Genomic DNA, 11179 nt, shown 5'->3' on the forward strand with positions numbered 1-11179 from the left:
CCGATCCAATTGATTCCTATAATATCGAGAGCAGACAAATCCGATGAAAATCAAAATCCTGCTGGCTTCCCTGATGCTCACTGCTTCGCTGTCGGCCATGGCCCAAGCGGTGATCGGTCCATCCAAGCCGCAGCCGCCTTGCGAACGAGAAGCCGTGCTCGGCCCGTCCGATCCTTGCAAACCCGTCGCAGTGGTCGGCCCGAGCAAACCCATGCCGTGTTGGTGCTACATCGTTAAGTAAGCCGTGAAACAGGCGCGCCCATCCTTGGGTGCGCCTCGTTCGCCGGTTGAAGAGCGACAGAGAACGGAGCGCGTCGAGGGCGCGGCGGCGCGGCTTCGACTACGCCCCTTCGGCCCGTTCAGGGCGGCTCGATAGAAGAGCGCGCCTGCGTCGGCAGATCGCCGATTCGCGGTACAGGCGGCTCAACGCGGCAAGGCCGCTGGCTCAGCACTCACCCTTCTTCGCATGCCCAGGCGGGCAGTGATAGCCGCGATCGTCGTGGCCGCGATGACGCTGGTGATCTTCCCAATCGCGGCGTTCCCAGTAGCGGTGGCCGTCGTAGTAACGATCGCCATGCCAGCCGACGATCACCGCGGGCGCCGGGGCGACCACGACGGGCGCCGGCGCGACGACGACCGGCGCGGGCGTGCCGATGTTGACGTCGACGTTGACGGCGTGGGCGAGGCCGGATAGCGAAAGGCCGAGGCCGGCGAAGGCAAGGGCGATCAGCGAGCGTTGCATGTTCTTTTCCGTGGTGTCGTTATAAAAGGCCGGCGCGACGCGATGGAAGCGAGGGGGACCGTTCCACCGGGGGAACGCCGCGCCGACACCTGCAGTGTGCTGGCGCGCGACGGAAAACGCGAGGCGGGTTTGTTACGGCGGATTGGCGGCCGGCAGGCGAGGGGTGCCGGCGTCGGGGCGCGTCATTTGACAATGGCGGCCCGCGCGTGCGGACGATGTGGCGCGCGCCGCACGGCACCGGCCGCGCGGATTTGACATTCGGCGGCGCTCGGCACGCGAAGCGCGATTAATGGCGCGTTACAAAGTGACACGCGGCAGGTGGCGGGATCGCCATGCCTGCCGCGCGGGAAGCGGTACGCCGGCCGTCGGACCGGCGGTCGTCATGGATGGATTACAGGTAGAACATCCGGTCTTCTTCGGGGCGCGGTGGATGGCCGTCATCGTCCGAACCTTCTTCCTCGCCGCTGTCCTCGTAGAACGCGAGCACCGCGTCGAGCACCTGGTCGGGATCGTCGATCACCTGCATCAGGTCCATGTCTTCCGGATTGATGAGGCCCATCGGAATCAGCTGGTCGCGGAACCATTGCAGCAGCCCCTTCCAGAACTCGCTGCCGACGAGGATGATCGGCACGAGGCGCGACTTCTTCGTCTGGATCAGCGTGAGCACTTCCGACAGCTCGTCGAGCGTGCCGAAGCCGCCCGGCATCACGATCACCGCATCCGAATTCTTCACGAACGTGACCTTGCGCGTGAAGAAGTGGCGGAAGCGCAGCGAGATGTCCTGGTAGTGGTTGCCGGCCTGCTCGTGCGGCAGCTCGATGTTGAGGCCGACCGACGGTGCTTTACCGGCGTGCGCGCCCTTGTTCGCCGCTTCCATGATGCCGGGGCCGCCGCCGGAGATCACGGCGAAGCCGGCGTCGGACAGCTTGCGCGCGATCTGCACGGCGAGCTTGTAGTGCGGCGTGTCGGGCTTGAGGCGGGCAGAACCGTAGATGCTGACAGCCGGGCGGATCTCCGACAGGTACTCGGTCGCCTCGATAAACTCTGCCATAATCGTGAACATCTGCCACGATGCGCGCGCCTTCTTGGCCGTCGCGCGTTCTTGATCTGCGAGCGAACGCAGACTCGGAATCACTTTTCTCTTGTTCATAATGCCTGAAGAACGAAATCTGGAAGGTAAGACCCTGCTATTGGTTGACGGTTCGAGCTATCTGTATCGGGCTTACCATGCGATGCCTGATTTGCGTGGCCCTGGCGGGGAGCCGACCGGAGCGCTCTACGGAATCATCAACATGCTGCGCCGTATGCGCAAGGAAGTCAGTGCAGAGTATAGCGCTTGCGTGTTCGATGCAAAGGGCAAGACGTTCCGTGACGACCTTTATGCCGACTATAAGGCAAACCGTCCGTCGATGCCGCCCGACCTCGCATTGCAGGTCGAACCGATCCACGGCGCGGTGCGTGCGCTCGGCTGGCCGCTGCTGATGGTCGAAGGCGTCGAGGCCGACGACGTGATCGGCACGCTCGCGCGCGAAGCCGAGCGGCACGGGATGAACGTGATCGTGTCGACCGGCGACAAGGATCTCGCGCAGCTCGTCACCGACCACGTCACGCTCGTCAACACGATGACCAACGAGACGCTCGACCGCGACGGCGTGATCGCGAAGTTCGGCGTGCCGCCGGAGCGCATCATCGACTACCTCGCACTGATCGGCGACACCGTCGACAACGTGCCGGGCGTCGAGAAGTGTGGGCCGAAGACGGCCGTGAAATGGCTGGCGCAGTACGACAGCCTCGACGGCGTGATCGAGCATGCGGGCGACATCAAGGGCGTGGTCGGCGACAACCTGCGCCGCGCGCTCGACTTCCTGCCGCTCGGCCGCAAGCTCGTGACCGTCGAGACGGCCTGCGATCTCGCGCCGCATCTCGAATCGATCGAAGCGTCGTTGAAGACCGACGGAGAAGCGCGCGACCTGCTGCGCGACATCTTCGCGCGCTACGGCTTCAAGACCTGGCTGCGCGAAGTCGACAGCGCGCCGGCGGAAGGCGGCGGCGCCGATGCGCCGGAAGGCGAGCCGGCGCCGGTGGTGGCGGCCGACATCGTGCGCGAATACGACACGATCCAGACCTGGGAGCAATTCGACGCGTGGTTCGCGAAGATCGACGCGGCCGAGCTCACCGCATTCGACACCGAGACGACCGCGCTCGACCCGATGCTCGCGCGGCTCGTGGGCCTGTCGTTCTCGGTCGAGCCGGGCAAGGCGGCGTATCTGCCGGTTGCGCATCGCGGCCCCGACATGCCCGAACAGCTTCCGCTCGACGAAGTGCTCGCGCGCCTGAAGCCGTGGCTCGAGTCGGCCGATCGCAAGAAGGTCGGCCAGCACCTGAAGTACGACGCACAGGTGCTCGCGAACTACGACATCGCGCTGAACGGCATCGAGCACGACACGCTGCTCGAATCGTACGTGGTCGAATCGCATCGCACGCACGACATGGACAGCCTCGCGCTGCGTCATCTCGGTGTCAAGACGATCAAGTACGAAGACGTGGCCGGCAAGGGGGCGAAGCAGATCGGCTTCGACGAAGTCGCGCTCACGCAGGCCGCCGAATATGCGGCCGAAGATGCGGACATCACGCTGCAACTGCATCACGCGCTGTATCCGCAGGTTGCGCGCGAACCGGGCCTCTTGCGCGTGTATCGCGACATCGAGATGCCCGTGTCGCTCGTGCTGCGCAAGATGGAGCGCACGGGTGTGCTGATCGACGATGCGCGCCTGCAGGCGCAGAGCACTGAAATCGCGACGCGCCTGATCGAGCTCGAAGCGCAGGCATACGAACTGGCGGGCGGCGAATTCAATCTCGGCTCGCCGAAGCAGATCGGGCAGATCTTCTTCGAAAAGCTGCAGTTGCCGGTCGTGAAAAAAACGCCGAGCGGCGCGCCGTCGACCGACGAAGAAGTGCTGCAGAAGCTGGCCGAAGACTATCCGCTGCCGAAGCTGCTGCTCGAGCATCGCGGGCTGTCGAAGCTGAAGTCGACCTATACCGACAAGCTGCCGCGCATGGTGAACCCGTCAACGGGCCGCGTGCACACGAATTACGCGCAGGCCGTCGCGGTCACGGGCCGCCTGGCATCCAACGATCCGAATCTTCAGAACATTCCGGTGCGCACGGCCGAAGGCCGGCGGATTCGCGAGGCGTTCATCGCGTCGCCGGGCCACCGGATCGTGTCGGCCGATTATTCGCAGATCGAACTGCGGATCATGGCGCACATTTCGGGCGACGCGTCGCTGCTGCGCGCGTTCTCGCAGGGTGAGGACATCCACCGCGCGACGGCCGCCGAGGTGTTCGGCGTGACACCGCTGGAGGTCAATTCCGACCAGCGCCGCATTGCGAAGGTGATCAACTTCGGGCTCATCTACGGGATGAGCGCATTCGGGCTCGCGTCGAACCTCGGCATCACGCGTGATGCGGCGAAGCTCTATATCGACCGCTATTTCGCCCGCTACCCGGGTGTCGCGCAGTACATGGAAGACACGCGCGCGGTTGCGAAGGAGAAGGGTTACGTCGAAACCGTTTTCGGCCGCCGCCTGTGGCTGCCCGAGATCAACGGCGGCAACGGCCCGCGCCGCCAGGCGGCGGAGCGCGCGGCCATCAATGCGCCGATGCAGGGCACGGCGGCCGACCTGATCAAGCTGTCGATGATCGCGGTGGACGACTGGCTCACGCGCGACAAGCTCGCGTCGCGGATGATCATGCAGGTGCACGACGAACTGGTGCTCGAGGTACCCGACGGCGAGCTGTCGCTGGTGCGCGAGAAACTGCCCGAAATGATGTGCGGCGTGGCGAAGCTGAAGGTGCCGCTGGTGGCCGAAGTGGGCGCCGGCGCGAACTGGGAAGAGGCACACTGACGCACCGTTGCGCGGTTCCCGATTCCTGCGGCATATTGTTGCAGGGATGCTGAATATCGAGATGGTTTGCTTGTGGTCAACGCGCAAGCTCCCGGACAATGCATGTCATTGACACGGGGGCAGCGCGCCCCGCGTTCCGAGTCGGGCGCATCGAAGTGCTTCGAACTGCACATCGATGATGTCCGAACCGGTTAATCCACCGGGTCGCGCGAATGCATCGCGTTCGCATCGTCCGGCGGCAGCAGTTTCGAATCGCAAAGGGGGAACAGATGCATCGGATCATCATCGTAGGTGGAGGCGCGGGCGGCCTGGAACTGGCGACGCGGCTCGGCGACCGTTACGGCGCGCGTGGCAATCGTCCCGCGCGTGCGCTTGTCACGCTCGTCGACCGCAATCCGACCCACATCTGGAAACCGCTGCTGCACGAGGTCGCGGCCGGCAGCATGGATCCGTTCACGCAGGAGCTCGAATACGCGGCGCAGGCGCGCTGGCATGGCTTCGAGTTCCAGCAGGGCGGGTTGACCGGGCTCGACCGCGCGGCGAAGCGCATCACGCTGTCACCCATCAACGACAGCGACGGCGAGGAGTTGTTGCCGGCGCGCGAGCTGGAATATGACACGCTCGTGATTGCGATCGGCAGCACGACTCACTTCTTTGGCGTACAGGGCGCAGCGGAAAACGCGATCGCGCTCGATACCGTTGGCGAGGCCGAGCGCTTCCGCAAGCGGCTGATCGCCGCGTGCATGCGCGCCGAGCATCAGGCGCCGGCGCCGACCGCGCCGGGTGAAGCGGCCGAGCCGCGCATCCAGGTCGCGATCGTCGGGGGCGGCGCGACCGGCGTCGAGCTGTCCGCCGAACTGCGTAACACCGCGCAGGTGTTGTCGGCCTACGGGCTGCACAAGCTCGACCCGCGGCACGACGTCGGCATCGTGCTGATCGAATCGGGGCCGCGGATCCTCCCGGCGTTGCCGGAGCGCGTGTCGTCGGCGACGGCCGAACTGCTCGAAAAGATCGGCGTGCGGCTGATGCTCGCCGAGCGCGTGACCGAGGTGGCGCCCGGGGCCGTCCATACGGCGAGCGGCAAGACGGTGCGGGCCGACCTGACGGTCTGGGCCGCGGGCATCAAGGCGCCGGCCGTGCTCGCCAATCTCGATGGCCTCCAGGTCAACAAGCTCGGCCAGCTCGACGTGCGCCGCACGCTGCAGACCTTCACCGATGACAACGTGTTCGCGCTCGGCGATTGTGCGGCATGCGCATGGCCCGGCAACGAGCGCAACGTGCCGCCGCGCGCGCAGGCTGCGCACCAGCAGGCGAGCTTCCTGCTGAAGGCAATCGGCTGCCGGCTCGACGGGCGCCCGCTGCCCGAATTCACCTATCGCGACCTCGGCTCGCTCGTGTCGCTTGGCCATTTCAGCGCGGTCGGCAACCTGATGGGCGGGCTGATCGGCGGCAACATGCTGATCGAGGGGCTGTTCGCACGCTTCATGTACATGTCGCTGTACCGGATGCACATCGCCGCGCTGCACGGCTATCCGCGCATGATGCTCGACACGGTCGCGCACTGGCTGCGGCGTACGACGCTGCCGCGCGTCAAGCTGCACTGAGCGCGCGTTCGCGCGGGAAGCGGGCGGAGAGTGCGCATGTCGTGCGTGGTCTCCGCCCGTTGTTCCTTGCGAGTAGTTGGGCAGTCGGGCCCTCGTGCCGGCGTGTGACGGGCCAAATCGACCGCGCGTTTTTCGTTTCAATCGGCAAGCATCCGATCGCGCAACGGCGATCGGCATGCGGGCTGTTGCGTCGCGATTCGACGGGTCGCCCGCGGTGTTTGGCGCGACGATCGACGGGCCGAATCAACACGCCGTAATCGAGTCTTACATATCCGACAGTTGACGCGACAACGGATTATTGGGCATCTTGTCCGGGTTTCCGTTCGCGGCGGGGTGCCAACCGCCGCGACATCCGCGCCGCGCGCCGGCGCGATGCCCCGTCATGCCGAGTCCGAGATCGTGACGGCGGCCCCCAATCGAGGAGTGCATTCATGTTGAAACCCGAAGTCGACAGCCTGGTTCCCCACGTTCCGTTCTCGCGCCGCAAGTTCATGCAGGCCGCGCTGGGCGGTGCTTTCGCGGCAGCCGTGCTGCCCGTGTCGGCGCAGACGGTCACGACCGACAGCGAAGGGCTGGACGTCGACACCGTCGAGATCCGCTCGGGCGACGCGAGCGTGCCCGCGTATCGCGCGCAACCGAAGGACAAGACGAACCTGCCGGTCGTCATCGTGATCCACGAGATCTTCGGCGTGCACGCGCACATCGCCGACGTCTGCCGCCGCTTCGCGAAGCTCGGCTATCTCGCGATCGCGCCGGACCTGTTCGCGCGGCAGGGCAATGCGGAGAAGTATCCGACGATCAAGGATCTGGTCGAGCACATCGTCAGCAAGGTGCCGGACCGGCAGGTGACCGAGGATCTCGATGCGACCGTCGCGTGGGCCGGCAAGAACGGCGGCGACCTGTCGCGTCTCGGCGTGGTCGGGTTCTGCTGGGGCGGCCGCCAGAGCTGGCTGTATGCGGAGCACAATCCGCACGTGCGTGCGGCCGTTGCGTGGTATGGGTTCGTCGAAGGCAAGACCGACGAGATGATGCCGTTCAACCCGGTCGATCATGCATCGTTGCTGAAGGTGCCCGTGCTCGGGCTGTATGGCGAGAAGGATGCGAACATCACGCAGGCGTCGCTCGCCGACATGCGCAAGGCAATCCAGACGAGCGATTCGAAGCTCGCGCGCGAATCGGAGATCGTCGTGTACCCGGATGCCGGTCACGCGTTCTTTGCCGATTACCGGCCGAGCTATGTGAAGGCCGACGCGGAGGAGAGCTGGAAGCGCGCGATTGCGTGGCTCCGCAAGTACGGCGTGATGTAAACGGCAGGCGGCGGCATGGGCCGCCGCTTCGTTGCGACTGCGCCGTGCCGGCGCTTACGGCGTCGGGCCGGTTGCGATCGGCCGCGACGGATCGGCGCTCCATTCGCTCCACGAGCCCGGATACAGCGATGCGCCGTGCAGGCCTGCCACTTCCAGCGCCAGTGCGTTGTGGCATGCGGTCACACCGGAGCCGCATTGCAGGATCACGCGGTTCGGTTCGGTGCCCGCCAGCACGGCGGAAAACGCTTCGCGCAGTTCATGGCCGGTCTTGAAGCGGCCGTCGGCGGTCAGGTTGTCCTTGAAGAAGCGGTTACGCGCGCCGGGGATGTGGCCGCCCACGCGATCGATCGTTTCGTTTTCACCGCGGTAGCGGTCGGGTGCGCGCGCATCGATCACGACACGCGTGGGTGCGTTCACGTTGGCGAGCACGGCTGCCGCGTCGACCGTCGATTCGAGCGGCGCGGCCGCACGGAAATCGCCGGCTGCCGGGTGCGGTACGTCGGCCGTCAGCGGCTGGCCGGCCGCTTCCCAGGCCTGCAGGCCGCCGTCGAGCACGGCAACCGAATCATGCCCGAGCCAGCGCAGCAGCCACCACAGGCGCGCCGCATAGGCGCCGCCTTGTGCGTCGTACGCGACGACCTGCTGGCCCTGCTTGAGGCCGCGGCTCGCGAGCAGCGTGGCGAGTGCGTCGCGGGTCGGCAGCGGATGGCGGCCGTTGGTGCCTGTCTTGCGGCCCGACAGGTCGCGGTCGAGATGGAGGTATTGGGCGCCGGGGATGTGGCCTGCCGCATAGGCGGCTTCGCCGGCAGCGGGATCGACGAGATCGAAGCGGCAGTCGAACAGTGCGACGCTGCCGGGCGCCGCCGCCAGGCGCTCGGCGAGATTGGCGGCGGAGATGAGCGTGGTGTAGTGCGTGTGTGGCATGACGGCTCCCTGGAGTGCGAATGACCTGACATTCCAAGTCTAAACAAAAAAAGACGGGCCGAAGCCCGTCTTTTCGTCTGCCGGATGCGGTGCAGCGTCAAAGCGCCGCACCGGTTATCAAATGTCGCCGAGGTGGCGGCGCAGGAACTCGTGGAAGTGCTGCATGCCGTCTTCCATCGGGCTCTGGTACGGGCCGACCTGCGATTCGCCGCGTGCCATCAGCGCACGGCGGCCTGCGTCCATCCGCATCGCGATCTCGTCGTCCTCGACGGCCGTTTCCATATAGGCGGCGCGTTCGGCCTCGACGAATTCGCGTTCGAACAGCGCGATTTCCTCGGGGTAATAGAACTCGACGATGTTGGTCGTCTTTTGCGGGCCTCGCGGAATCAGCCACGACACGACGAGCACGTGCGGATACCACTCGATCATCAGGCCCGGGTAGTAGACCATCCAGATCGCGCCGAACTCCGGCGGCACGCCGTTGCGGAACTTCAGCACCTGCTCGTGCCATTTCTGGTAAGTCGCGCTGCCCGGTTTCGCGAGCGCGTTGTGCACGCCGACCGTCTGCACGCTGTACCAGTCGCCGAACTCCCACTTGAGGTCGTCGCACGACACGAAGCTGCCGAGGCCCGGGTGGAACGGGACGACGTGGTAATCCTCGAGGTAGACCTCGATGAACGTCTTCCAGTTGTAATCGCACTCGTGCACTTCGACGTGATCGAAGAGGTACTCGGAGAAGTCGAAGTGATGCTTCGTGCCGAGGTGGGCGAGGTCGCGCGCGACATTCCGGCCCTCGGCCTCGAACAGCAGCCCCTGCCAGTTCTGCAGCGGGCTCTTGCCGAGGTTCAGGCACGGCTTGTCGGGGAAGTGCGGCGCGCCGAGCAACTCGCCTTCCAGATCGTACGTCCAGCGGTGCAGCGGGCACACGATGTTCTGCGTGTGGCCGCGCCCGTTGAGCATGATCGCCTGCCGGTGGCGGCAGACGTTCGACAGCAGTTCGATCTGGTTCGCCTGGTTGCGAACCAGCACGCGGCCTTCCTGCTCGGACGGCAACGCAAAATAATCCCCCGCCTCGGGCACCATCAACTCGTGCCCGACGTAACGAGGTCCTTTCTTGAAGAGGGTTTCGATCTCGCGCTGGAGCAACGCCTCATCGAAATATGCAGTGACTGGAAGCTGGCTGTGAGCCGACTTCAACTGAAGCGCATCGCTCAGATTGGACATTCCCACTCCCGGTGTTAGCGTGAAAGCAGTGAACAACCCAACCATCGAAAAATCGATTTAGGGAAACGGGGAATTATACCCGGTTCGCCTCGCAAGGCTAGGATTAAGTGCCTGATTTGTGTCAATTTTTTGTCGGGCGACAATCGGCAGGCGCACAATGTGTGTCGAAGGTGGGGCCGGAATATGTACCCGGGCGCCACGACGGCAGGTCGGAAAATTCTCTTTTGCCGTAGAATGTCCGACTTGTTTTGAAATTTGACACCCTCGTCCATGGCGAAAACCGCATCCCCAGGCGCCACGCCGCCCGGCAATGGTACCGAACCGTTGCCGGACAATTACGAAACGGCGCTCGCGGAACTCGAGACGCTGGTTGCCCGGATGGAAGGCGGCGCGTTGAGCCTCGAGGATTCACTGACGGCGTATCGCCGCGGTGCGACCCTCGTTGCGTTTTGCCAACAGCAGCTCGAGAAAGTGGAGCAGCAGGTTCGCGTGCTCGACGGCGCGACGCTGAAGCCGCTTTCGTCCGGAACGGCCGCCACGGACGGCGAAGACGACGATCTATGACATTCGAACAATGGATGCGGTCCGTGCTTGACCGTGTCGAGGACGCACTCGGCCACTATTTGCCCGCTGAAACCGTGGTGCCGGAGAAACTCCACGAGGCGATGCGCTATGCGGTCCTCGGCGGCGGCAAACGCGTTCGCCCGCTGCTGTGCCATGCAGCAGGCGAACTGACCGGCGCGACCGAGGCGGCCCGCAATGCGGCGGCGGCGGCGCTGGAGATGATCCACGTCTACTCGCTCGTGCACGACGACATGCCGTGCATGGACGACGACGCGCTGCGGCGCGGCAAGCCGACCGTGCACGTGCAGTACGACGAGCCGACGGCACTGCTCGTCGGTGACGCGCTGCAGTCGCAGGCGTTCATTGCGCTGACCGATGCCGCCGCGCTGTCGCCGGTGCAGCAGGCCGCGCTCGTGCGCGAGCTGGCGCTGGCAAGCGGCTCGATCGGCATGGCCGGCGGGCAGGCGATCGACCTGGCGAGCGTCGGCCTCAAGCTGACGCTCGAGCAGCTCGAGACGATGCACCGGAAGAAGACGGGCGCACTGTTGCGCGCGGCCGTGCGGATGGGCGCGCTGGCCGGCGAGACGCCGTCCGCGGAAACGATGGCGGCGCTCGATGTCTACGCGGGCGCCGTGGGTCTGGCCTTCCAGGTCGTCGACGACATTCTCGACGTCACGACCGATTCGGCGACGCTCGGCAAGACGGCCGGCAAGGATGCGGCGAACGACAAGCCGACCTATGTATCGATCCTCGGCCTCGACGCGTCGCGCGAGCTCGCAGCACAACTGCGCGCCGAAGCGCACGACGCGCTGAAACCGTTCGGCGCACGCGCACAGCGTCTGGCCGAACTTGCCGACCTGGTAGTGAACCGGGTCAGCTGACGCGAAAGCCCGCCGCCGCGCACCTGCT

Annotated in this window: 10 protein-coding genes; 6 read left to right on the top strand and 4 right to left on the bottom strand. The window is 65.5% G+C overall.

The features are described 5' to 3' along the window. The first annotated feature begins 43 nt into the window (after positions 1–43). Positions 44–241 (top strand): hypothetical protein, encoded by a 198-nt coding sequence (locus CFB41_RS37655; RefSeq protein ID WP_105749919.1) that lies wholly within the window; start codon positions 44–46, stop codon positions 239–241. 204 nt (positions 242–445) lie between these two features. Here the strand turns inward: CFB41_RS37655 and CFB41_RS21545 are convergent, their stop codons facing one another. After that, the gene (locus CFB41_RS21545; protein ID WP_089457811.1) at positions 446–742 is read right to left on the bottom strand and encodes a hypothetical protein; all 297 of its coding nucleotides are present in this window, start codon (positions 740–742) and stop codon (positions 446–448) included. A gap of 391 nt (positions 743–1133) precedes the next feature. After that, a complete protein-coding gene (locus CFB41_RS21550; RefSeq protein WP_069259466.1) occupies positions 1134–1892 on the bottom strand; it encodes a TIGR00730 family Rossman fold protein in 759 nt (252 codons plus the stop codon). Position 1893: 1 nt separating this feature from the next. On the opposite strand from CFB41_RS21550, the gene polA reads away from it, so the two are divergent. The 3 genes from polA to CFB41_RS21565 all read left to right on the top strand — a co-directional run bounded on the left by polA (position 1894) and on the right by CFB41_RS21565 (position 7558). Next, on the top strand, positions 1894–4647 hold the full coding sequence (polA, locus tag CFB41_RS21555; RefSeq protein WP_089457812.1) for a DNA polymerase I: 2754 nt from the start codon (positions 1894–1896) through the stop codon (positions 4645–4647). Between the two features lie 269 nt (positions 4648–4916). After that, positions 4917–6251: an NAD(P)/FAD-dependent oxidoreductase gene (locus CFB41_RS21560; protein ID WP_089442990.1), complete on the top strand. Its 1335-nt coding sequence runs from the start codon at positions 4917–4919 to the stop codon at positions 6249–6251. 431 nt (positions 6252–6682) lie between these two features. After that, complete coding sequence (locus CFB41_RS21565) at positions 6683–7558, top strand: dienelactone hydrolase family protein (protein WP_089457813.1); 876 nt, start codon at positions 6683–6685, stop codon at positions 7556–7558. A gap of 54 nt (positions 7559–7612) precedes the next feature. On the opposite strand, the gene CFB41_RS21570 is transcribed toward CFB41_RS21565, so the two are convergent. Further along, positions 7613–8482, bottom strand: coding sequence for a sulfurtransferase (locus CFB41_RS21570; protein ID WP_069251090.1), 870 nt, complete (start codon positions 8480–8482; stop codon positions 7613–7615). Positions 8483–8599: 117 nt separating this feature from the next. Then, a complete protein-coding gene (locus CFB41_RS21575) occupies positions 8600–9706 on the bottom strand; it encodes an aromatic ring-hydroxylating dioxygenase subunit alpha (protein ID WP_089442988.1) in 1107 nt (368 codons plus the stop codon). Positions 9707–9976: 270 nt separating this feature from the next. Here CFB41_RS21575 and CFB41_RS21580 point away from each other — a divergent pair, with 270 nt between their 5' ends. Together CFB41_RS21580 and CFB41_RS21585 are read left to right on the top strand one after the other, a co-directional pair. Next, on the top strand, positions 9977–10270 hold the full coding sequence (locus CFB41_RS21580) for an exodeoxyribonuclease VII small subunit (RefSeq protein WP_027791079.1): 294 nt from the start codon (positions 9977–9979) through the stop codon (positions 10268–10270). Continuing rightward, positions 10267–11151 carry a polyprenyl synthetase family protein gene (locus tag CFB41_RS21585; RefSeq protein WP_089457814.1) on the top strand — a complete coding sequence of 295 codons (885 nt, stop codon included), beginning with the start codon at positions 10267–10269 and terminating at the stop codon, positions 11149–11151. The genes CFB41_RS21580 and CFB41_RS21585 overlap by 4 nt, the downstream gene beginning before the upstream one ends. Positions 11152–11179: the final 28 nt, after the last annotated feature.

The sequence above is a fragment of the Burkholderia sp. AU33803 genome (genome assembly GCF_002223095.1).
Lineage (GTDB): Bacteria > Pseudomonadota > Gammaproteobacteria > Burkholderiales > Burkholderiaceae > Burkholderia.

What these genes read in the sequence shown, in the direction of transcription:
- CFB41_RS21570 (WP_069251090.1), bottom strand. Translation starts at nt 8,482, where the DNA reads ATGCCACACACGCACTACACCACGCTCATCTCCGCCGCCAATCTCGCC.
- CFB41_RS37655 (WP_105749919.1), top strand. Translation starts at nt 44, where the DNA reads ATGAAAATCAAAATCCTGCTGGCTTCCCTGATGCTCACTGCTTCGCTG.
- CFB41_RS21550 (WP_069259466.1), bottom strand. Translation starts at nt 1,892, where the DNA reads ATGAACAAGAGAAAAGTGATTCCGAGTCTGCGTTCGCTCGCAGATCAA.
- CFB41_RS21545 (WP_089457811.1), bottom strand. Translation starts at nt 742, where the DNA reads ATGCAACGCTCGCTGATCGCCCTTGCCTTCGCCGGCCTCGGCCTTTCG.
- CFB41_RS21575 (WP_089442988.1), bottom strand. Translation starts at nt 9,706, where the DNA reads ATGTCCAATCTGAGCGATGCGCTTCAGTTGAAGTCGGCTCACAGCCAG.
- CFB41_RS21560 (WP_089442990.1), top strand. Translation starts at nt 4,917, where the DNA reads ATGCATCGGATCATCATCGTAGGTGGAGGCGCGGGCGGCCTGGAACTG.
- CFB41_RS21585 (WP_089457814.1), top strand. Translation starts at nt 10,267, where the DNA reads ATGACATTCGAACAATGGATGCGGTCCGTGCTTGACCGTGTCGAGGAC.
- polA (WP_089457812.1), top strand. Translation starts at nt 1,894, where the DNA reads ATGCCTGAAGAACGAAATCTGGAAGGTAAGACCCTGCTATTGGTTGAC.
- CFB41_RS21580 (WP_027791079.1), top strand. Translation starts at nt 9,977, where the DNA reads ATGGCGAAAACCGCATCCCCAGGCGCCACGCCGCCCGGCAATGGTACC.
- CFB41_RS21565 (WP_089457813.1), top strand. Translation starts at nt 6,683, where the DNA reads ATGTTGAAACCCGAAGTCGACAGCCTGGTTCCCCACGTTCCGTTCTCG.